2 protein-coding genes are annotated in these 25620 nt (G+C 71.7%); both read right to left on the reverse strand.

Annotated features, from left to right (window positions below):
• Positions 1 to 23: 23 nt before the first annotated feature.
• Positions 24 to 10280: a type I polyketide synthase gene (locus tag ACWCQS_RS41065; RefSeq protein WP_451009236.1), complete on the reverse strand. Its 10257-nt coding sequence runs from the start codon at positions 10278 to 10280 to the stop codon at positions 24 to 26.
• Between the two features lie 17 nt (positions 10281 to 10297).
• Positions 10298 to 25620, reverse strand: a 15323-nt coding sequence (locus ACWCQS_RS41070) for a type I polyketide synthase (RefSeq protein ID WP_451009235.1), incomplete at its 5' end; no start/stop codon positions are given.

Here is a 25620-nt window from a genome sequence, read left to right on the forward strand (position 1 = left end):
TTGTACTCCGCACTTCGGGCGCGTCAGGGCTGGTTGCTGTCGAGCGCCATATCGATCAGATGCTGCACGTCCAGCCCGTCGATGTCGTCGGGGGACAACCCCTGATCGCCGTCGTCGGTGGCTGGGGTCGGCTGGGGGTCGGCGAGTTCCAGCAGTGCCTCCAGCAGGCCCGCCTCTCGGATGCGGCTGAGCGGGAGGGCCGCGAGCCTCCTGCGCAGCTCGGCCTCCTGCGGGTCGCCGTCCGGCGCGGGGCCGGTGTCGCCGTCGGGCAGCAGCGCGGCCAGCAGGTGCCGGGCGAGCGCGGCGGGGTTCGGGTAGTCGAACACCAGGGTGGCGGGCAGGGAGAGTCCGGTGGCGGTCCTGAGCCGGTCGCGGAGCTCGACGGCGGTCAGGGAGTCGAAACCCAGTTCCTTGAAGGCGCGGCCGGCCTCGACGGCATCGGGCGAATCGTGCCCCAGGGCGAACGCCGCATGTGTGCGTACCAGGTCGAGCAGCAGCGTCGTACGGTCGTTCGTGTCGAGCCCGGCCAACTGCTCGCGCAGAGCTGGGGCTTCGCCCGCCGGGTCGCGGGGTGTGCCGTCGCCGTCGCCGCGCAGGGCCGCGCGTACCTCCGGCAGGTCCGCGATGAGGGGGCGGGGACGTGCGGCGGTGAAGGCTGGTGCGAAGCGTGTCCAGTCCACGTCGGCGACGGTCACGGTGGCCTCGGGGGCGCCGACGGCCTCCCGCAGTGCCGCCAGGTTGGTCTCCGGTGCCATGGGCGGCAGTCCTCGGCGGCGCAGCTGTTCCTCCGCGTCCCCTTCGGCGGCCATGCCGCCGTCCGCCCAGGGGCCCCAGGCGATGGCGGTCGCCGCCAGTCCGCGCGCCCGGCGCTGCTCGGCGAGCGCGTCGAGGAAGGCGTTGGCCGCGGCGTAGGCGCCCTGTCCACCGCTGCCCCACACGCCGGCGATCGACGAGAACAGCACGAAGGCGTCCAGCGTGTCGTCCTGGAAGAGGGCGTCCAGGTGTACGGCGCCGGTGGTCTTGGCGGCGACCACCTCCGCGAACTCCGGCAGGGCCGTCGCGGTGCCCGGGGGCTGCGACACGCCCGCGGCGTGCACGACCGCCCGCACCGGCGTGCCGTCCGCGGCGAGCTTGCCGACGAGGTCCTGGAGCGCGGACCGGTCGGCCACGTCGCAGGCCGCGATCGTCACCTCGGCACCCAGGCCGGACAGTTCGGCGGTCAGCCGGGTCGCGCCCGGGGCGTCGGCTCCGCGGCGGCTGAGCAGCACCAGCCGGTCGGCGCCGTTGCGGGCCAGCCAGCGGGCGACGTGGGCACCGAGTGCGCCCGTGCCGCCCGTGACCAGCACCGTGCCGCGCGGTGTCCAGGAGCCGGCGGGACCGGTGGTGTCCTGGGGTGCGCGTTCGAGTCGGCGCAGGTAGGTGCCGGAGGGCCGGACCGCCACCTGGTCCTCACCGCCGCCGGCGGTGAGGACGCCGACCAGCCGGTCGGCGGTCCGCTCGTCGACGGTCTCCGGGAGGTCGACCAGTCCGCCCCAGTGCTCGGGCTCCTCCAGCGCCGTCACCCGGCCCAGACCGGCGACCTGGGCCTGGAGGGCGCTGAGCAGCGGGTCGTCGGCGTCCACCGAGACCGCGCCGCGGGTGACGCACCACAGCGGCGCGCCGATGCCGGCCGACGGGAGGGCCTGTGTCACGGCGGCGGTCAGCGCCAGTCCGGCAGGGACTGCGGGGTGCCGGGGATGCGGCTGCTCGTCCAGCGCGAGCAGGGACAGCACACCGGTGACGGGTGCGGCGTCGGGCACCTCGGCGGCCGCCCGCCGCAGCCGCTCGGCCAGCGCCCCGGCGTCCTCGTCCGGCACGCCGACGGGGACACGCACGATGCCGGCCCCGGCGCGCTCCAGTGCGCTGGTGAGGCTGCCGATCCAGGGGGCGTCGGACGGTGCGGTCGGCACGATGGTCAGCCAGGTCCCGGCCATGCGCGGGGCCGCTGACTCAGGATGCTCCTGCGTCTCCGACCGCCGCTTCCACACGACGCGGTAGCGACGCTCGGCCACGGTCGAGCGTTCGCGCTGCTGGCGGTGCCACGACGCCAGCGCCGGGAGTACGGCGCGGAGCGGCTGGTCCGCGTCCACGGCCAGTTCGGCGCCGAGTTCGCTCAGGTCTTCGCGTTCGACCGCCGCCCAGAAACGCTCGTCCACGGCGTCCGGCGCGCCCCCGTCCGGCGTTCCCACGGCCGCTTCGGGCCCTTCGGACGCTTCGGGCGCCTCGGGCCAGAACCGCCGGCGCTGGAAGGCGTAGGTGGGCAGGTCGACGCGGCGGGCGCCGGTCCCCGCGAAGTACGCCTGCCAGTCGAGGTGTGCGCCGCGCGCGTGGGCGCGGCCCAGTGCGGTGGTCAGCGTCCGGGCCTCCGGCCGTCCCCTGCGCAGGACAGGCAGGCACACGGCGTCGGAGCCGTCGAGGCAGTCCTGGACCAGCGCCGAGAGCACCCCGTCCGGGCCGAGTTCGACGAACGTGGTGACCTGCTGCGCCCGGAGCGCCCGCACGCCGTCCAGGAACCGCACCGCCTCGCGGACATGCCGAACCCAGAACTCCGGTGTGTCCATTTCGCCGGGGCCCACCACGGCTCCGGTGAGACACGAGACGACCGGCGTGGCCGGCGGGCGGTAGCCGAGTCCCTCGGCGACCTTCCGGAAGTCGGCCAGCATGCCCTCCATGAGCGGCGAGTGGAACGCGTGGCTGACCGCGAGGCGCTTGGTCTTCACGCCATGTCCGGCGAGAGCGGACGCGATCCGCGACACCTCACTCTCCTCGCCCGCGACGACCACCGAAGTGGGGCCGTTGACGGCCGCGATGCCGACCTGGTCGGTCAGATACGGCGTGACCTGGTCCTCGGTGGCCTGGACGGCCACCATGGCACCACGGTCGGGCAGTTGCTGCATCAGGCGCGCCCGCGCGGACACCAGAGTGCAGGCGTCCTCCAGGGACAGCACACCGGCGCAGTGCGCCGCGGCCAGCTCGCCGATGGAATGGCCCGCCAGAAAGTCCGGCTGCAGACCCCAGGCCTGCAGCAACCGGAAGAGTGCGACCTCGATCGCGAACAGGGCCGGCTGTGCGTATGCCGTCTGGTCGAGCAGGTCGCCCTGCTCACCGAAGAGTACGTCCTTCAGGGCGGGGTCAAGCCACTGGCACACCTCGTCGAACGCCTGGGCGAAGACCGGGTAGGTGTCGTGGAGTTCCCGGCCCATGCCCAGGCGCTGGCTGCCCTGGCCGGTGAACAGGAACGCCAGTTTGCCCTCCGTCGGCACATCCTGCGCGGTGCCGGCCGGCGGCTCGCCGTCGGCCAGGGCGCGCAGTTGCCGCGCGAGCACGTCCTCGTGATCGGCATCGACGACCAGTACGGCCCGCTGCTCCAGCGCGGCACGACCCGTCGCCAGGGAATAGGCGACGTCCAGGGGGCGCAGCCCCGGCTGTGCGGCAAGCTGCCCGTGCAGCCGCTCGGCCTGCTCACGCAGTGCCCGCCCGCTGCCGGCCGACAGCGCGAAGGGCAGGACCGGCAACACCGCACCCGGAACCGCCCCGTCCTCCCCCTCCACCTCGGGCGCCTGCTCAATGATCGTGTGGGCGTTGGTGCCGCTGATACCGAAGGACGACACACCCGCCCGGCGGGGACGACCGGTCTCCGGCCACTCCCGCGCCTCCGTCAGCAGCTCCACCTCGCCCGCCGCCCAGTCCACGTGCGGCGTCGGCTCGTCGACGTGCAGGGTCCGCGGCAGCACACCGTGCCGCATCGCCATCACCATCTTGATGATGCCCGCGACACCCGCCGCGGCCTGCGTGTGACCGATGTTCGACTTGATCGAGCCCAGCCACAACGGCCGGTCCTCGCCACGCTCCTGCCCGTACGTCGCGAGCAGCGCCTGCGCCTCGATCGGGTCACCCAGCGTCGTACCCGTACCGTGCGCCTCCACCGCGTCCACGTCCGACGCCGCCAGACCCGCCGACGCCAGCGCCTGCCGGATCACCCGCTGCTGCGACGGACCGTTCGGCGCCGTCAGACCATTGCTCGCACCATCCTGGTTCACCGCCGAGCCGCGGACCACCGCCAGCACCGGGTGACCGTTACGGCGGGCATCCGACAGCCGCTCCACCAGCAGCATCCCCACACCCTCACCCCAGCCCGTACCATCCGCACCCGCCGCGAACGCCTTGCAGCGGCCGTCGGCCGACAGGCCACCCTGACGGCTGAACTCGGTGAAGGTGCCGGGCGTCGACATCACGGTGACGCCGCCGGCCAGGGCGAGCGCGCACTCGCCGTTGCGCAGGGCCTGGATCGCCCAGTGCAGGGCGACCAGCGAGGAGGAGCACGCCGTGTCCACCGTCACCGCGGGGCCTTCGAGGCCGAGGACGTAGGCGACCCGGCCGGATATGACGCTGCTCGCATTGCCGGTCATCACGTGACCGGCGACGGTGTCCGCCATGTCGTCGAGTCCGGTGTCGTAACCGCTGTACGCGGCGCCGACGAACACTCCGGTGCGGGAGCCCCGCAGCGCGCCCGGGTCGATCCCGGCGCGTTCGAAGGCCTCCCAGGAGGTCTCGAGGAGCAGCCGCTGCTGCGGGTCCATCGCCAGTGCCTCGCGAGGGCTGATGCCGAAGAACGCCGCGTCGAACCGGTCCGCGTCGTGGAGGAAGCCTCCCGCCCGGGCGGGGCCGCCGTCCGGCGCGTACGAAGCCGCGCCCGCGTCCCAGCCGCGGTCGACGGGGAAGCCGGAGATGGCGTCGCTCCCCGACTCCAGCAGCTGCCAGAGCTCTTCGGGCGAGGCCACGCCACCGGGGTAGCGACAGCTCATGGCCACGACAGCGATGGGATCGTCGCCACCGGCACGGCCCCCGAGCGGTACGGCCTCGACAGCGGCGCCGGTCGCGTTCCCGGTGCCGAGGAGCGTGTCGCGCAGATGGCGGGCGAGCGCCGAGGCGTTGGGGTAGTCGAAGACGAGCGTGGTCGGCAGACGCAGTCCGGTCGCCGTGTTCAGCCGGTTGCGCAGGTCCACGCCGGTGAGGGAGTCGAAGCCCACATCCTTGAACGCCCGTGCCGGCTCCACCGACTCCGGTCCGGAGTGGCCCAGCACGGCCGCCACATGGGTGCGCACGAGCTCCAGCAGAGTCCGCTCCTGGTCGGCGGGGAGCAGTCCACGCAGCCGGCCGGCCAGCGCCGAGCCGCCGTCGGCCGCCGTCCCGGCACCACGCCGCCGAGGGGCGCGGATCAGCGTACGGAACACCGGGGGGACCGATCCGGTGCCGGCCGCTGCGTCGCGTATCGCCGCGAGGTCCAGGCGGGCGGGGAGGAGAACGGATCGCTCACTGCGCAGGGCCCTGTCGAACAGGGCCATGCCCTCCGCCGAGGAGAGCGCGCCCATGCCGGCCCGTGCCATGCGCCGCAGGTCGGCCTCGTCCAGACCGCCGGTGATTCCGCTGGCCTCGGCCCACAGGCCCCAGGCCAGCGAGATCGCCGTCCGGCCCTGGGCGCTCCGGTGCCGGGCCAGCGCGTCGAGGTACGCGTTGGCCGCGGCGTAGTTGGCCTGTCCAGGGCTGCCGAGGACTCCGGCGGCCGCCGAGAACAGCACGAACGCCGACAGGTCCAGGTCGCGGGTGAGGTCGTGCAGGTGCCAGGCGGCGTCCACCTTGGGCCGCAGCACTCGCTCGAGGCGATCGGGCGTCAGCGACGGGAGCACGCCGTCGTCGAGCACGCCCGCGGTGTGCACCACGGCGGTCAACGGGTGCTCGACGGGTACGGACGCCAGCAGGGCAGCCAGCGCCTCACGGTCGGCCGCGTCGCAGGCGGCCACGTTCACCTCGGCACCCAACTCGGCGAGCTCGGCGGCCAGTTCCTCGACGCCGTCGGCAGCGAGCCCCCGTCGGCCGGCCAGCAGCAGATGCCGTACGCCGTGTTCCGTCAGCAGGTGCCGGGCGCACAGCGCACCGAGCGTGCCGGTTCCGCCCGTCACCAGCACCGTGCCCTGCGGGTCGATCGGGCGGGGCTGCCGCTCCGCTCCGGCCGCCACACGGATCAGCCGCGGGGCGAGCAGTCTGCCGCCGCGCACGGCCAGTTCCGGCTCCGTGCACATCAGCGCCTCGGCGGGCACGGTGCCCGCGGGGTCCTCGGCGTCCAGGTCGACCAGGAGGAACCGTCCGGGGTTCTCGGTCTCCGCGGAGCGCACCAGGCCCCAGACACAGGCACCGGCCAGGTCGGTGACGTCCTCGTCGGCCGTGGCCACGGCGCCGCGCGTGACGAAGGCCAGGCGCGAGCCGGCGAAGCGTTCGTCCGCCAGCCACGCCTGGGCCAGGGCGAGCGCCCACTGGGCCGCGGCGTGCGCGGCATGCGGGGCTTGTGCCGCCTGCGTGGTGTGCGCCGCCTGCGGCTGCGGACCGCCGGATGCCGGGGCCGGGCAGGACACGAGGATCACGTCCGGGACGGTCATGCCCGCGTCGGCGGCCGCGGTGAGCGCGGCCAGATCGTCGTACCGCTCCATGGCCGGGTCGGCCGTTTCGAGCGGGTGTGCCGCAACCAGCGCGGTGGTGACCGGCTCGGCGTCGGGGGCGACGGCCTCGGACCAGACCGGCTCGAACAGGGGCGCCAGGCCGGTGGCACGCGCGCCGTCGGCCGGGACGATTTCCGCCGCCGGACGCAGGGTGAGGCGGTCGACGCGGGCCACCGGCGCCCCGGTGGCATCGGCCGCCTCCAGCAGGAAGGTGCCGCTCGCTGCGGGTGTGAGCCGCATCCGCACCTCCGTGGCGCCCACCGCGTACAGCGCGACGCCGTGCCAGACCGCCGGTACGAGCGGGGCGCCGGAGCCGCACGCCGCGGCGAGGTGCGCGGCTGCCTCCAGCAGCGCGGGGTGCAGGGCGAAGCCGGTCGTGTCCGCGCCCTCGGGAAGCCGCACGTCGGCGCAGAGCTCGTCCCCGCGCCGCCAGACGGCACGCACCGCTTGGTACAGCGGTCCGCACTCGAGGCCGGCCGCCTCGTAATCCTCGTACAGAGCGCCGACCTCGACGCCCTGTGCATCGGCCGGCGGCCATTCCGTCAGCGTGAACGCCGGCCCCGGCGCCGCCGTGTCGAGTACGCCGGTGGCATGGCGCCGCCACGGTGCGTCCCCGTCCTCGTCGAGCCCTCCGGCGTGCGAGGAAACGGCGAAAGTCCGCCGTCCGCCCTCACCGGCGGAGTCCACCACGACCTGGACCCGCACCGCACCCTGCGCCGGCACGATCAGCGGTTCGTGGAGCGTCAGCGCCACCAGGTGGTCGCAACCGGCCTGGTCGCCTGCGTGGAGGGCCAGTTCGGCGTACGCCGCACCGGGCAGCACGGCGTTCCCGGCGAGCCTGTACTGGTTCAGCGAAGGATGGGTCTGCGGGGACAACCGGCCGGTGAACACATACGCGTCGGCACCGGCCACGGGTACCGCGGCACTCAGCAGCGCGTGACCGGCCTTCTCCAGACCGGCGGCGGTCACGTCACCGGCTCGGGAACCGGGTGCCAGCCAGTAGTGCCGGTGCTGGAAAGCGTACGTCGGCAGCTCCACCCGCCCTGCGCCAGTACCCGAGAAATAGGCCTCCCAGTCGATGCCGACACCACGCACCTGCGCCTGGGCCAGGGCCCGCGTCAGCGCCTCGGCCTCGGGACGGTTCGCCCGGAGGGTCGGCACGAAGGCGTGGTCACCGTCGCCGGTGACGCAGTCCTGCGCCATCGCCGACAGGACACCGTCGGGGCCGAGCTCGATGAACGTGGTGACGTTCTGGGCCTCGAGCGTGTGGATGCCGTCGTGGAAACGGACCGCCTCACGCACATGGCGGACCCAGAAGCCGGGGCTGGTGAGCTCGTCCGGGGTCGCGAGAGCGCCGGTGAGGTTCGAGACGACCGGGATGCGCGGGGCCTCGTACGACAAGCCCTCGGCGACCTGACGGAAGGCCTCCAGCATCCCGTCCATGTGCGGGGAATGGAAGGCGTGACTGACCGTCAGGCGCTTCGTCTTGCGGCCCTCTTCCTCGAAGCGGGCGGCGATCTCCAGTACGGCGTCCTCGTCACCCGCGACCACCACGGAGGCCGGACCGTTGACCGCGGCGATGCTCACCGCGTCGGTCAGGTACGCGGTGACCTCGTGCTCGGTCGCCTGCACCGCCACCATCGCACCACCGGCGGGCAGCTCCTGCATCAGCCGGCCACGCGCGGCCACCAGCGTGCACGCGTCCTCCAGCGACAGCACACCCGCACAATGCGCCGCCGCGATCTCACCGATGGAGTGACCGGATACGAAGTCCGGCCTCACGCCCCACGATTCCAGCAGCCGGAACAGCGCCACCTCCACGGCGAACAACGCGGACTGCGTATACGCCGTCTGGTCGATCAGCCCGGCATCGTCACCGAACACCGCCTCACGCAGCGGCAGTTCGAACCGCTCAAGGACCTCGTCCAGCGCCCGGGCGAACACGGGGTAGGCGTCGTACAGCTCCCGGCCCATCCCCAGCCGCTGACTGCCTTGCCCGGTGAACAGGAACGCCGTCTTGCCCGCCACCACCGACCCGGTCACCAGGCCGGCCGCCGCACCGCGCCCCTCGGCCAGAGCCCCAAGCCCCGCCAGCAACCCCTCACGGCCACCCGCCACGACCACCGTACGCCGCTCCAGAGCAGCCCGCGTCGTCGCCAACGAGTACGCCACATCAACCGGTTCAAGACCACTGTCCTCGGCGACACGGTCAAGCAACCGCCGCGCCTGCGCCCGCAGCGCCTCCTCGGTCCGGCCCGACAGCACCCACGGCACCACCGGCAGTGCCGTCGCAGTCACCGGCGTGTCATCGACCGTGGGCGCCTGCTCGATGATCGTGTGCGCGTTGGTGCCGCTCACGCCGAAGGCCGAGACCGCGGCCCGGCGCGGCCGACCGGTCTCCGGCCACTCACGGGCCCCGGTCAGCAGTCGCACCGTACCCGCCGACCAGTCGACGTCCGGCGTCGGCTCGTCCACATGCAACGTCCTCGGCAGCACACCGTGACGGATCGCCATCACCATCTTGATGACGCCGCCCACGCCGGCCGCCGCCTGGGTGTGTCCGATGTTGGACTTCAGCGAGCCCAGCCAGAGCGGCCGGTCCTCGGGACGCTCCTGCCCGTAGGTGGCCAGCAGCGCCTGCGCCTCGATCGGGTCGCCCAGCCGGGTTCCGGTGCCGTGCGCCTCGACCGCGTCGACTTCGCCGGCCGACAGTTGCGCGCCGGCCAGCGCCTGCCGGATGACACGCTGCTGCGAGGGACCGTTGGGGGCGGTCAGGCCGTTGCTGGCGCCGTCCTGGTTGACGGCGCTGCCCCGCACCACGGCCAGTACCTCGTGCCCGTTCTTCCGGGCGTCGGACAGCCGCTCGACGAGCAGCACGCCCACGCCCTCGGACCAGCCGGTCCCGTCCGCCGCCGCGGCGAACGACTTGCAGCGGCCGTCGGCGGACAGCCCCCGCTGCCGGCTGAACTCCACGAACACATCGGGCGACGGCATCACCGTCACGCCGCCGACCAGCGCGAGCGAGCACTCGCGTTGCCGCAGCGCCTGAGTGGCCCAGTGCAGGGCGACCAGCGAGGAGGAACAGGCGGTGTCGATGGTGGCCGCCGGTCCCTCCAGGCCGAAGACGTAGGCGACGCGGCCGGAGAGCACGCTGGTGGCGCCGCCGGTCAGCATGAGTCCTTCGAGGTCTTCGGGCGTCTCCTTCAGGTCGGCGCCGTAGCCCATCGATCCGGCGCCGACGAAGACGCCCGTACGGCTGCCGCGCAGTGACACGGGATCGATTCCGGCGCTCTCGAACACCTCCCAGGACGCCTCCAGCAGGATCCGCTGCTGCGGGTCCATCGCCAGCGCCTCACGCGGCGAGATCCCGAAGAACTCGGCATCGAATTCGGCTGCGCCGTCCAGGAAACCGCCGCCGGTGTTGTAGAAGGTGCCTTTGCGGTCCGGATCCGGATCGGCCATCGCGTCGATGTCCCAGCCCCGGTCGACAGGGAATCCGGAAACGGCGTCCCCGCCGTCGGCCACCAGGCGCCACAGGTCCTCGGGCGACCCCACGCCGCCAGGGAAACGGCAGCTCATACCGACGATGGCGATGGGTTCCCGGGCGTCCGCCTCCACCTCGTCGAGGCGGCGACGGGCCCGGCGCAGTTCAGCGGTCACCCATTTCAGATTGTCGAGAAGCTTTTCTTCATTTGCGGTAGCCACCGAAACGTCACCCCCTGGGAAGAGCCGGAAACGGCACGGAATTGTGTGCGCTCATCACGTCAGGAGCGTCCGAATTCGTTGTTGATGATGTCGAAGATGTCGTCGACCGACGCCGATTCCAGGTCGTTGCCGTCGTCCTCACCGGCGGTCGCGCTGTCGGTCTCGTTCCACTTGCGCAGCAGTTTCTCCAGGCGAGAGGTGACGCTCGCGCGTTCCGCACCGTCCGCCGCGACGGACGACAGGATGAACTCCAGTCGGTCGATCTCGGCGAGTGCGGGGAGCGCCGGTGCGCTCTGCTCGCCGAGGAGTTCGGCTCGCAGGTGTCCGGCTAGAGCGGCCGGCGTCGGGTAGTCGAAGACCAGGCTCGCGGGCAGCCTCAGGCCGCTCGCGGTCCCGAGCCGGTTGCGCAGCTCGACGGCGGTGAGCGAGTCGAAGCCGAGCTCCTTGAAGGCGCGCCCGGCCTCCACGGCGGTGGTGCCGTTGTGCCCCAGCACCGCTGCGACGTGCGTGCGTACCAGGTCCAGCAGCATGTCCTCCGCCTCGGCGCCGGACAGCGCGGACAGCCGCTGCCGCAGCGCCTCGGCGTCCTGCGCCGCGCCGTCGCCCCCTCGTTCGGCCCCGGTGCCGGTGTCCGCCTCGGCGAGCACGCGCCGTACCTCGGGCAGGTCGGCAATGAGGGGACGCGGCCGTGCGGCGGTGAACGCGGGCACGAAACGCTCCCAGTCGACGTCGGCGACCGTCACCGTCGTCTCGGCACGGTCCAACGCTCCCTGCAGAGCGCTGATCGACCGATGTACCGGCAGCACCGGCAGCCCACGGCGGCGCAGTTGCTCGGCGGCCTCGTCGTCGGCCACCAGGCCGCCGTCGGCCCAGGGTCCCCAGGCGATGGCGGTGGCCGCCAGCCCGCGGGCCCTGCGCTGCTCGGCGAGCGCGTCGAGGAAGGCGTTGGCCGCCGCGTAGGCGCTCTGGCCTCCGCTGCCCCACACTCCGGCGATCGACGAGAACAGCACGAAAGCGTCCAGTGGCCCGTCGGCGAACAGCGCGTCGAGGTGCGCCGCACCCGTCACCTTGGCGGCCATCACCTCGGCGATGTCGCCGGGACCGGTCCGGGCGAGCGGCGCGTACTGGCCGGCACCTGCGGTGTGCACAACCGCGGTCACGCGGGGCACACCGGCCAGCAGCCCTTCGAGCGCGTCCCGGTCGGTGACGTCGCACGCGGCGACCGTCACCTGGACGCCCATCCCGGTCAACTCGGCGGTCAGCGCCTCGGCTCCGGGTGCCTCGGGGCCGCGTCGGCTGGTGAGCACCAGGTGCTCGGCGCCGTTGCCGGCGAGCCACCGGGCCACGTGGGCACCAAGCGCCCCCGTGCCTCCGGTCACCAGGACCGTGCCCCGAGGCTTCCACGCGCCGGCGGCGGGTGCGGCGGGGACCTGTGTGTCCTTCTCCGACGCGTGGACCAGGCGTCGGACCAGAACTCCCGGTGTCCGCACCGCGAGCTGGTCCTCGTCGCCGGCTCCGGCCAGGACGGCGACCAGGCGCGCGGCGGCACGCCCGTCGAGGGTCTCGGGCAGGTCGACCAGACCGCCCCACCGCTCGGGGTGTTCCAGCGCCACCACCCGGCCCAGCCCCCACACCTGCGCCTGTGCGGCGCTGCGCGGCCGGTCCGACGGCGCGGTGCCCACCGCTCCCTCGGTGACACACCACAGCGGGGCGTCGACGCCGGCATCCCCGAGCGCGCGGACCAGGTCTCCGGTGCGCAGCACTCCCCGGGAGACCGCCGTGTACCGCGGATGCGACCGCTCGTCCAGCGCCAGCAGCGAGAGGACACCCTGTGGCGTCTCGCCGCCCAGTTCGGCGTGCAGGCGCTCGGCGAGGAGGGCGGGCTCCGTGCGGGTGTCGACGCCGGTGCCGGTGTCCGTGTCCGTACCCGTGTCCGTGTCCGTGAGCGTGATCTGGCGTACGGTGGCGCCCGCTGAACGCAGCGCGTCGACGACCTCGCGCACGCGGGCGTCGTCCGCCTCGGTGGCGGGTACCACGGTCAGCCAGGTGCCCGTCATCCGCGCCGCGTCCGGCTCGGCCAGCGGCTTCCAGACCACCCGGTAGCGCCAGCCGTCCACCGTGGACTGCTCCTGCCGCTGTCGGCGCCACGCCGACAGTGCGGGCAGTACATCGCTCAGCGGCTGGTCCGCGTTGATCGCCAACTCGGTGGTGAGCGCGGTCAGGTCCGCATTGTCGACGGCCTCCCAGAAGCGGGACTCGGCCGAGTGGTCCGGAGCATCGCCGCCCGGCTCCGCCACGGCGTCCACGGCGTCGTCGAGCCAGTACCGCCGGCGCTGGAAGGGGTAGGTGGGCAGGTCGACGCGGCGGGCACCGGTGCCGGTGTAGTAGGCCTGCCAGTCGACGGCGATGCCTCGGGTGTGCGCCGCGGCGAGCGCCGTGGCGAGGGTGTCGGCCTCCTGGCGGCCCGCCCGGAGCGCGGGGAGGAAGGCATGGTCGTCGCCGGTGACGCACTCCTGCGCCATCGCGGACAGGATCCCGTCCGGTCCGAGCTCGATGAACGTGGTCACGTCCTGTGCTTCGAGGGCACGGATGCCGTCGTGGAAGCGCACGGCCTCGCGGACGTGGCGCACCCAGAAGTCGGGGCTGGTGATCTCCTCGGGGGTCGCGAGAGCACCGGTGAGGTTGGAGACGACCGGGATGCGCGGGGCCTCGTACGACAACCCCTCCAAGACCTTGCGGAAGTCGGCCAGCATGCCGTCCATGTGCGGGGAATGGAACGCGTGGCTGACCGTCAAGCGTTTCGTCTTGCGGCCCTGCTCCTCGAAGCGGGCGGCGATCTCCAGTACGACGTCCTCGTCACCGGCCACGACCACGGAGGCCGGACCGTTGACGGCCGCGATGCTCACGGCGTCGGTCAGGTACGGGGTGACCTCGTCCTCGGCGGCCTGGACGGCCACCATCGCACCACCGGCGGGCAGCTCCTGCATCAGTCGGCCGCGCGCCGCGACCAGGGTGCACGCGTCGGCCAGCGACAGCACACCCGCACAATGCGCCGCAGCGATCTCACCGATCGAGTGACCGGAGACGAAGTCCGGGCGCACACCCCACGACTCCAGCAGCCGGAACAGCGCCACCTCCACCGCGAACAACGCGGGCTGCGTGTACGCCGTCCGGCCGAGCAGTTCCTCCTCCCCGCCGAACATCACCTCACGCAGCGGACGCTCGAGGTGGGCATCCAGGTGGGCGCACACCGCGTCCAGGGCGTCCGCGAACGTGGGGTGGGCGTCGTAGAGCTCGCGGCCCATCCCCGGCCGCTGACTGCCCTGACCGGTGAACAGCAACGCCGTGCGGCCGTCGCCTGCCGCGCCCCGGACCACCTGCGGGTCCGGCTCCCCCGCCGCCAGTGCGGCGAGCCCTTCCAGCAGGACCCCCCGGTCGCCGCCGACGACGGCGGCGCGCAGTTCCAGAGCCGCCCGTGACGTCGCCAGCGAATAGGCGACATCGACCGGCCGTGTCTCCGCGCCCGAAGCGAGCCGTACCCGCACACGCTCGGCCTGCGCCCGCAGCGCGTCCTCGGACTTGGCGGACAGCACCCAGGTCTGGACGGCAGGAGGTGTCGCCGGTGCCGTCGCCTCGGTGGTGTGGTCGGCGGGTGCCTCTTCGAGGATGGTGTGGGCGTTGGTGCCGCTGAAACCGAAGGACGACACACCCGCCCGGCGAGGGCGGCCGGTCTCCGGCCACTCCCGCGCCTCGGTCAGCAACTCCACCGCGCCCGCCGACCAGTCCACGTGCGGCGTCGGCTCGTCCACGTGCAGGGTCCGCGGCAGCACACCGTGCCGCATCGCCATCACCATCTTGATGATGCCCGCGACACCGGCGGCCGCCTGCGTGTGACCGATGTTCGACTTGATGGAGCCCAGCCACAGCGGCCGGTCCTCGCCACGCTCCTGCCCGTAGGTGGCCAGCAGCGCCTGCGCCTCGATCGGGTCACCCAGCGTCGTACCCGTACCGTGCGCCTCCACCGCGTCCACGTCCGACGCCGACAACTGGGCGTGGGCGAGCGCCTGCCGGATCACCCGCTGCTGCGACGGACCGTTCGGCGCCGTCAGACCATTGCTCGCACCATCCTGGTTCACCGCCGAGCCGCGGACCACCGCCAGCACCGGATGACCGTTACGACGGGCATCGGACAGCCGCTCCACCAGCAGCATGCCCACACCCTCACCCCAGCCGGTGCCGTCCGCACCCGCCGCGAACGCCTTCACCCGGCCGTCGGCAGCAAGACCACGCTGCCGGCTGAACTCGATGAACGCGCCCGGCGAGGACATCACCGTCACACCACCGGCCAACGCCAGATCGCACTCACCACTGCGCAGCGCCTGGGCGGCCAGATGCAGGGCGACCAGGGAGGACGAGCAGGCCGTGTCCACCGTCATCGCGGGGCCTTCGAGCCCGAAGACGTAGGCGAGCCGTCCGGAGACCACGCTCGCCGCGTTGCCCGTGCCCAGGTATCCCTCGATGCCGTCCGGCAGGGTCTGCGCGAACGAGTCGTAGTCCTGGCCGTTGGTGCCCACGAACACGCCGGCCTGGCTGCCACGGGCGGTCGCCGGGTCGATCCCGGCCCGTTCGAACACCTCCCAGGTGGTCTCCAGCAGCAGCCGCTGCTGCGGGTCCATCGCCAGCGCCTCACGCGGCGAGATCCCGAAGAACGCCGGGTCGAACTCGGCGACGTCGTAGAGGAATCCGCCCTCACGTGTGTAGCACGTGCCCTGCTGGTCCGGGTCGGGGCTGTAGAGGCGCTCGAGGTCCCAGCCGCGGTCGTGCGGGAACTCGGCGATCGCGTCCCCGCCGGTGGCCAGCAACTGCCACAGGTCCTCCGGGGACCGCACGCCGCCGGGGAATCGGCAGGTCATCGCGACGATGGCGATCGGATCGTCCGCCACCTCGGCTGCCCGGGACACCGGGCCTTCGACCGCCGCCCCGGTTCCCAGCAGTTCGGTCCGGAGGTGGTCGGCCAGCGCGGACGCCGTCGGATGGTCGAAGACGAGCGTGGCGGGCAGGTCGACACCGGTCGCGGCACCGAGCCGATTGCGCAGCTCCACCGCGGTCAGCGAGTCGAATCCGAGCTCCTTGAAGGCCCGTTCCGCCCCGATCGCCGCGGAGCCGTTGTGCCCGAGCACTCCGGCCACATGGGTGCGGACCAGGTCGAGGACCGTGCGTTCCTGCTCGGCGTGGGACATTGCGGCGAGCCGTTCCGCGAGCGAAGCTCCCGCACGGCTTCCGGCACTGCCTGCGGCGAGGCCGTCCGCACGGTCGAGGACCCTGCGCACTTCGGGCAGATCGCCGATGAACGGACTGGGCCGCACCGCCACCAGGCCGGGCGTCAGCCGCTCCCAGTCGAAGTCGGCCACGGTCAGCACGGCCTCGCCGGAGTCGACGGCCTGGCGCAGCGCGCGGATGGCCGGGTCGACGGCCATCGGCGGTACGCCACCGCGGCGCATCCGCTCTGCGATGTCGTCATCGGCGGCCATGCCCGCGGCCCAGGCGCCCCAGGCGATGGAGGTGGCGGGAAGGCCGTCCGTCCGGCGCTGCTGAGCGAGCGCATCCAAGTAGGCGTTCGCGGCGGCGTAGTTGGCCTGTCCGCTGCTGCCCAGAGTGCCGCTGATCGACGAGAAGAGTACGAACGCGGACAGGTCCAGATCACGGGTGAGCTCGTGCAGATGGCGTGCCGAGTCAGCCTTGGCCTGCCACACGCGCTCGAACCGCTCCGGGGTCAGCGCGTCCAGGACACCGTCGTCGAGCACACCCGCGGTGTGGATCACAGCCGTCAGTTCGGACCGCAGCGGCTCCAGCAGCCGTGCCAGCGCCTCACGATCGGCCACGTCACAGGCGGCGATCGTCACCCGGGCACCCGACGCAACGAGCTCCGCCTCCAGCTCGGCCGCACCCGGCGCCTCCGCACCCCGCCGGCTGGTCAGGACGAGGTGGCCGGCTCCGTTGCGTGCCAGCCAGCGGGCGACCTCGGCGCCGAGCGCGCCCGTGCCGCCGGTGACCAGCACGGCGCCCTCCGGGGTCCATGCGCCGTCCTCCGGAACGACCTCACTCTGCACCGGACGCTCCAGCCGACGCGCGAAGATCCCGGACGCACGCACCGCGACCTGGTCCTCGCCCCCCAGACCGGCCAGCACATCCGCCAACCGCCCCAGAGCACGCTCGTCCACCACACCCGGCGGCAGATCCACCAGACCGCCCCAGCGCGCCGGAACCTCCAGCGCCGCAACCCGGCCCAGACCCCACACACCGGCCTGCACCGCACTGCCCAACCGATCCGAACGACCCGTCGACACAGCACCCTGCGTCACACACCACAACGGCGCATCAACACCCGCATCACCCAGCGCCTGCACCAACACCGCAGACACCGACACACCAGCAGCCTCGTCCAACGCCAGCAAAGACAGCACACCGGAAACACCAGCCTCCGCGGGCACCGCCGACCGCAACACCTCGGCAACCTCATCCCGCTCCAACCCCGCCGACAGCGCCACGGTGCACACATCCACACCCCGCGCCGACAGCACCCCGGCAACCGCCCCCGCCAGACCGGCGTCCACACCCTCATCCGGCACGACCACCAGCCACGTACCGGAGACGACACCAGCCGCACGCCCGGCCACCGGCTTCCACACCACCCGGTAACGCCAGCCGTCCACCACCGACCGCTCACGCACCTGCCGACGCCACGCCGACAACGCCGGCAGGACGGCTTCCAGGGCTTCGCCGTCGGCCGCAGGCATGTCGAGAGCCTCGGCAAGTGATGCGAGATCCTCGCGTTCCACCGCTTCCCAGAAGCGCGCGTCCACCGAGTCGGCTTCGGCCGCATTCCGGCCGCCGGCGGGAACAGCCGGGATCTCCAGCCAGTAACGCTCCCGCTGGAAGGCGTAGGTGGGCAGGTCGGCCCTACGTGCACCGGTACCCGTGAAGTGCTTCCGCCAGTCGATCTCGACGCCTCGGACGTGGGCTTGGGCCAGGGCCGTGGTGAGGCTCGTCGCCTCGGGACGGTTCCTGCGCAGCACGGGGATGAACGCGTGGCCGTCCCCGGTGACGCAGTCCTGCGCCATCGCCGAGAGCACACCGTCCGGGCCGAGCTCGATGAACGTGGTGACGTTCTGGGCTTCGAGGGTGCGGATGCCGTCGTGGAAGCGGACCGCTGCACGGAGGTGACGGACCCAGAAGTCAGGGTTGGTGAGCTCGTCCGGGGTTGCGATCGTGCCGGTGAGATTGGAGACGAGCGGGATGCGCGGGGCGTTGTACGACAAGCCCTCGGCGACCTTGCGGAAGGCGTCCAGCATGCCGTCCATGTGCGGCGAGTGGAACGCGTGACTGACCGTCAGGCGACGGGTCTTGCGCCCCTGCGCCTCGAAGCGGGCGGCGATCTCCAGTACGGCGTCCTCGTCACCGGCCACGACCACGGAGGTGGGGCCGTTGACGGCGGCGATGCTCACCGCGTCCGTCAGGTACGGCGTGACCTCGTCCTCGCTCGCCTGCACCGCCACCATCGCACCACCGGACGGCAGCTCCTGCATCAGCCGGCCACGCGCCGCCACCAGCGTGCACGCGTCCTCCAGCGACAGCACACCCGCACAGTGCGCCGCCGCGATCTCACCGATCGAATGACCGGAGACGAAGTCCGGGCGCACACCCCACGACTCCAGCAGCCGGAACAGCGCCACCTCCACCGCGAACAGCGCGGGCTGCGTGTAAACCGTCCGGTCGATCAGCTCGGCATCATCTCCGAACAGGGCCTCAGCAAGCGGAAGCTGGAAGTGCCCGCAGATCTCGTCCAGTGACCGAGCGAAGGCCGGGTACTCCTCGTACAGTTCCCGGCCCATCCCCAGCCGCTGGCTGCCCTGCCCGGTGAACAGGAACACCAGCTTCCCGACGGTCGTAGAGCCCTTGACCACTCCGGCGGGCGACTCTCCGCTCGCCAGAGCGCCCAGCTGCTGCAGGAACTCCACGCGGTCCCCGGCGACCAGCACCGCCCGCTCCTCGAAGGCGGCTCGACCGATCGCCAGCGAATAGCCGACATCGGTGAGCCCTATGTCGGAGCGGTCCACCACATAATTGCGCAGCCGCTCCGCCTGGGCGTGCAGCGCTTCGGCACTCTTGGCGGACAGCACCCAAGGCACGACGCCCGGAGTCTTCGGAGTGTTGTCACCGCCCTCGACCTGCACCGGCTCATCCTCGAAAGCCGGTGCCTCTTCGATGATGGTGTGGGCGTTGGTGCCGCTGATACCGAAGGAGGAGACGCCCGCCCGGCGGGGACGGCCGGTCTGCGGCCACTCCCGCGCCTCGGTCAGCAGCTCCACCGCACCCGCCGACCAGTCCACGTGCGGCGTCGGCTCGTCGACGTGCAGGGTCTGCGGCAGCACACCATGCCGCATCGCCATCACCATCTTGATGATGCCCGCGACACCGGCCGCCGCCTGCGTGTGACCGATGTTCGACTTGATCGAGCCGAGCCACAGCGGCGTGTCCTCGGCACGCTCCTTGCCGTAGGTGGCCAGCAGTGCCTGCGCCTCGATCGGGTCACCCAGCGTCGTGCCCGTTCCGTGCGCCTCCACCGCGTCCACGTCCGACGCCGCAAGACCCCCCGACGCCAGCGCCTGACGGATCACCCGCTGCTGGGAGGGACCGTTCGGCGCCGTCAGACCATTGCTCGCACCATCCTGATTGATCGCCGAACCCCGCACGACCGCCAGCACAGGATGACCGTTACGGCGGGCATCGGACAGCCGCTCCACCAGCAGCATGCCCGCACCCTCACCCCAGCCGGTGCCGTCCGCACCCGCCGCGAACGCCTTGCACCGCCCGTCGACCGAAAGCCCACGCTGCCGGCTGAAATCGACGAACGTCTCCGGCGTGGCCATCACCGCCACACCACCGGCCAACGCCAGATCACACTCACCACTGCGCAACGCCTGAGCCGCCAGATGCAACGCCACCAACGACGACGAACACGCCGTGTCCACCGTCACCGCAGGACCCTCGAGCCCCAACGTGTACGCCACCCGACCAGACGCGATACTCCCCGCATTCCCGGTCCCGATGTACCCCTCGACCCCCTCCGGGAACTCCACCAGCCCCGCCAGATAGTCGTGATACATCACCCCCGCGAACACACCCGTACGACTCCCCCGCACCGACGTCGGATCGATCCCCGCCCGCTCCAACGCCTCCCACGACGTCTCCAGCAGCAACCGCTGCTGCGGATCCATCGCCAACGCCTCACGCGGACTGATCCCGAAGAACCCCGGATCGAACTCCCCCGCCCCATACAGGAAACCGCCCTGCCGCGTGTACGACGTCCCCGCATGATCCGGATCCGGGTGATACAACCCCTCCAGATCCCAGCCCCGATCCGACGGGAACGACGACACACCGTCCCCGCCACCGGCCACCAGCCGCCACAAATCCTCCGGAGACTCCACACCCCCGGGAAAACGACAGCTCATCCCCACAATCGCGACCAGATCATCCCCGACGACCCGGCCACCAACACCCACACCAGCACCAGTGACAGCGGCAGCGGGAACCACAGCCTGCGGACCCTCCGGCCCCACCAACTCATCCCGCAGATACCGCGCCAGATCACCCGGCGTCGGATAATCGAACACCAACGTCGCCGGCAACCGCAGCCCCGTAACCGACCTCAAGTCATTACGCAGCTCCACCGCCGTCAACGAATCAAAACCCAACTCCTTGAACGAACGGCCGGGTTCGACGAGATCGGCGCGGCTGTAGCCAAGCGCCGCGGCGACACGTTCACATACCAGGTCGACCAGGAGCCTTTCGCGATCGACGTGCGTCAGCCCGAGGAGGCGCTGGGCGAGCGAACCGCCGTCCGCGGAGGCCTCACGGTCACCGGCGGCCCGGCGTACCGGCGTCCGTACCAGGCCGCGCAGCAGTGCCGGGACCGTCCCGGTGGCCGCGGCCTCGGCCCGCAGCGCCGCCAGGTCCAATCGCATCGGCAGCAGCACCGCCTCGTCCACCCCCACCGCCGTGTCGAAGAGGGCTAGGCCCTCCTCCGACGACAGCGGCAGCACGCCACCCCGGGCGATGCGGCGCAGATCGACGTCATCCAGTTCGCCGGTCATGCCGCTGGCTTCGGCCCACAGACCCCACGCCAGCGCACTCCCCGGCAGCCCCTCAGCCCGACGACGCTGCGCCAGCCCCTCCAAGAACGCGTTCGCCGCCGCATAGTTCCCCTGACCGGCAGCACCGAAGACCGCCGCCGCACCCGAGAACAACACGAACGCCGACAACCCGGCATCCCGCGTCAACTCATCCAGCAGCAACGCCGCATCCACCTTCGGACGCAACACCGCATCCACCCGCTCAGGCGTCAACGACGACAGCACACCGTCATCCAGGACACCCGCCGCATGAACCACAGCACACAACGAATGCTCAGCCGGCACCGACGCCAACACCTCGGACAGCGCCTCGCGATCCGCCACGTCGCAAGCGACGAGCGTCGCTTCCGCGCCCAACTCACCTAGATCCGCGAGCAGTTCTCCAGCACCGTCTGCGGCCATTCCTCGCCGGCTAGTCAGCAGGAGATGTCGTACGCCGTGCTCGGCGACCAGATGCCGGGCCACCAAAGCACCCAACGTCCCCGTCGCACCCGTGACCAGCACCGTGCCCCCGGCACCCCCGGCACCCCCGGCACCCACAGCACCGAAGGACACACCTGCGCCCTCACCGGCCACCGGCACCCGCACCAGACGCGGTACCAGCACCGCATCACCACGCACCGCCAGCTCCGGCTCACCGACACTCAGCAACGCGGCATCCACCCGCACCACCGAATCATCGACATCCACCAGCACCAGCCGGCCAGGATTCTCCGACTGCGCCGACCGGAACAACCCCCGCGCCGCAGCAGCCGCCAGATCCACAACCCCCTCACCCGGAACCGCCTCCACAGCACCCCGGGTCACCAACACCAAACGGCCATCCGCAAACCGCTCATCAGCCAACCACGCCTGCACCACACCCAAAACCCGGTGCACCACACCACGCACCACACCCGCCGACACACCCGACACACCCGACACACCACCGCCGGCCTCACCGGACAGCGAAGCACCACACTCCACCACCACAACCGACGGCACCGACCCACTACCGTCCAAGGTTCGGCGGAGATCGTTCAGGTCTTGGGCCCCCTGCACCACCGGCCACTGATCACCAGCGGATTCCTGGGCCGCTGCGAGCGCCGGTGTCCGAGTCCACTCGACCTGGAAGAGGGAGTCGTGGCGCTCACCGGCGGCAGCACGCACCTGCTCCGCCGAAGCAGCCCGCAACGCCACCGACCCCACCGACGCCACCGGCCGGCCCGCACCATCGGCCACCAGCAACGACACCGCATCCGAGCCGAGCTCACCAAGCCGCACCCGCAGCGACGACGCACCCGCCGCGAACAACGACACCCCACTCCAGGAGAAGGGCAGAAGCGGGCCGGAGTCCGATTCCTTGCGGGGGTTCAGGCCCAGGGCGTGGAGGGCGGCGTCGAGGAGGGCCGGGTGCAGCCCGAAAGCACCCGCAGCATCAGCAGCCTGCTCCGGCAGCACCACCTCGGCGAACAACTCGTCCCCACGCCGCCACACACCCCGCAACCCACGGAACACCGGCCCATACCCCAGACCCGACTCCGCAAGCTCCCCATACAACCCATCAACCCCAACAGCCACCGCACCCTCCGGCGGCCACACCACAAGATCCCCCACACCCACGCCGGCACCGGAATCAGCTACGACGGACAACACACCCGTGGCATGCCGCACCCACGGCTCACCACCCACCGCATCACGCCGACGCGAAAACACCCCGAACGACCGCCGACCAGACCCGTCAGCAGCCTCCACCGACAACTGCACCCGCACACCAACGCCCTCAGGAAGCACCAACGGCGCCTCCAACGTCAGCTCCTCGACACCCCCACACCCCACACGCCCACCAGCATGCAGCGCCAACTCCACGAACGCCGTACCAGGCAACACCACCTCACCCAGCACCACATGATCCGCAAGCCACCCCTGCGCACCCGCCGACAACACACCCGTGAACAAAAACCCGTCACTGTCCGCCAACGCCACCGCAGCACCCAACAACGGATGACCCGCAACACCCAGACCGATCGACTCCGGGTCCCCGCTCACCAACGACGCGGTGTCGGGCCAGTAGCGCTCACGCTGGAACGCGTAGGTGGGCAACTGGACACGGCGAGCACCGGTCCCGGCGAAGAACGTCTCCCACTCGGCGGGCAAGCCGTGGACATGGGCCTGTGCAAGGGCAAGTGTCAGCGCTTCCGCCTCGGGACGCTCCCGCCTGAGCACAGGGAGGAACACCAGGTCGTCGCCGTCGGCGACGCACTCCTGCGCCATGGCGGACAGGACACCGTCGGGCCCGAGCTCCACGAAGGTCGTGACGCCCTCGGCTTCCAGCACCCGGACGCCGTCCAGGAACCGCACAGCCTCCCGCACATGCCGCACCCAGAACTCCGGCGAGCAGATCTCCTCGACACCCACCACGGAACCAGTGAGGTTGGAGACCACCGGAAGACGCGGAGCCTCGTACGTCAGGCTTTCGGCGACCTCGCGGAAGGCGTCCAGCATGCCGTCCATGTGCGGGGAATGAAACGCGTGACTAACCGTCAGACGCTTTGTCTTCCGGCCCTGCTCCTCGAAACGGGCCGCGATCTCCAGTACCGCGTCCTCGTCACCCGCGACCACCACAGACACCGGCCCGTTGACCGCCGCGATGCTCACCGCGTCCGTCAGGTACGGGGTGACCTCGTCCTCCGTGGCCTGGACGGCCATCATCGCACCACCGGACGGCAACTCCTGCATCAAACGGCCACGCGCCGCCACCAGCGTGCACGCGTCCTCCAGCGACAGCACACCCGCACAGTGCGCCGCAGCGATCTCACCGATCGAATGACCGGAGACGAAGTCCGGGCGCACACCCCACGACTCCAGAAGCCGGAACAGCGCCACCTCGACCGCGAACAACGCAGGCTGCGTGAACGCCGTCCGGTCGATCAGCCCGGCATCGTCACCGAACAGCGCCTCATGCAGCGGCACCTGAAGGTGATGGTCAAGGTGAGCACACACCTCGTCCAGCGCGTCCGCGAACACCGGATAGCCGTCGTAAAGCTCCCGGCCCATCCCCAGCCGCTGACTGCCCTGACCGGTGAACAGGAACGCCACCCCACCCGACTGCGGCACACCAGCCACGACCCCGGCAGCGCTTCGGCCCTCAGCCACGGCATCCAGACCCGCCAGCAATCCCTCACGATCACCAGCGACCACAACCGCCCGCTCCTCCAGCGCGGCACGACCCGTCGCCAGGGAATAGGCGACGTCCAGGGGGCGCAGCCCCGGCTGTGCGGCAAGCTGCCCGTGCAGCCGCTCGGCCTGCTCACGCAGTGCCCGCCCGCTGCCGGCCGACAGCGCGAAGGGCAGGACCGGCAACACCGCACCCGGAACCGCCCCGTCCTCCGCCTCCACCTCGGGCGCCTGCTCAATGATCGTGTGGGCGTTGGTGCCGCTGATACCGAAGGACGACACACCCGCCCGGCGGGGACGACCGGTCTCCGGCCACTCCCGCGCCTCGGTCAGCAGCTCCACCGCGCCCGCCGACCAGTCCACATGCGGCGTCGGCTCGTCCACGTGCAGGGTCCGCGGCAGCACACCATGCCGCATCGCCAGCACCATCTTGATGACGCCCGCGACACCCGCCGCGGCCTGCGTGTGACCGATGTTCGACTTGACCGAGCCCAGCCACAACGGCCGGTCCTCGCCACGCTCCTGCCCGTACGTCGCGAGCAGCGCCTGCGCCTCGATCGGGTCACCCAGCGTCGTACCCGTACCGTGCGCCTCCACCGCGTCCACGTCCGACGCCGACAGACCCGCCGACGCCAGGGCTTGGCGGATGACGCGCTGCTGCGACGGCCCGTTCGGCGCCGTCAGACCATTGCTCGCACCATCCTGATTGATCGCCGAACCTCGCACGACCGCCAGCACCGGGTGACCGTTCTTCCGGGCATCGGACAGCCGCTCCACCAGCAGCATGCCCACACCCTCACCCCAGCCGGTGCCGTCCGCACCCGCCGCGAACGCCTTCACCCGGCCATCGGCAGCAAGACCACGCTGCCGGCTGAAATCGACGAAGTTCTCCGGGGTGGCCATGATCGTGACGCCGCCCACCAGCGCGAACGAGCATTCGCCGTTCCGCAGGGCCTGGGCAGCCCAGTGCAGGGCGACCAGCGACGACGAACAGGCGGTGTCCACCGTCACGGCCGGGCCTTCCAGCCCGAAGACATAGGCGAGTCGGCCGGAGACGACGCTGGCCGCGTTCCCGGTGCCGAGGTGACCCTCGAGCCCCTCGGGCGCCTTCATCAGCAGCGACAAGTAGTCCTGGCCGTTCGTGCCGATGAACACGCCGGCCTGACTGCCGCGCAGGGTGTCCGGGGCGATGCCCGCCCGCTCGAACGCCTCCCACGCGGTCTCGAGCAGCAGCCGCTGCTGCGGGTCCATCGCCAGCGCCTCACGCGGGCTGATGCCGAAGAAGCGCGCGTCGAACTGAGTGGCGTCCTGGATGAAGCCACCCTCACGGGTGTAGGTCTTGCCGGCCTGCTCTGGGTCCGGATCGTAGAGGGACTCGATGTCCCAGCCTCGGTCGGTGGGGAACCGGGAGGTTGCGTCGCGTCCGCCGGCCAGCAGCTGCCAGAGGTCTTCCGGTGACTGCACACCACCGGGGAAGCGGCAGCTCATCGCGACGATCGCGATCGGGTCATCGGCCACGGAGAGCGCCGAGGAGCCGGGTACCGAGCTGACGACGGTCGCTCCCCGCCCGGAGTGCCCGAGCCGTCCGAGGAGTTCGTCGCGCAGGTGGGCGGCGAGAGCGGAGGCCGTGGGGTAGTCGTAGACCAGGGTCGTCGGCAGGCTCAGCCCCGTGACGGCGCCCAGACGGTTACGCAGCTCCACAGCGGTGAGGGAGTCGAAGCCCAACTCCCGGAACGCACGGTCACCATGGACGGCATCGGCACCACTGTGCCCGAGCACGGCCGCGACCTGGGCCCGCACCAGCTCCAGCAGTTCCTTCTCGCGGTCGGCGTCACCGAGGTCTGCCAAGCGGTCGGCGAGCGACGACGAGCCGCGCACGGAGTGCTGCCGGTCGTTTTCGGCGCCGGAGGCCTCCGACGACGCCTGGACGAACCGCAGTTCGTCGAGGAGTGTGCTGGGGCGTACGGCGGTGAAGCCGGACGCGAAGCGTTCCCAGTCCAGGTCCACCACACACAACGCCGGATCACCGA

It is taken from the genome of Streptomyces sp. NPDC002076, from assembly GCF_053593835.1.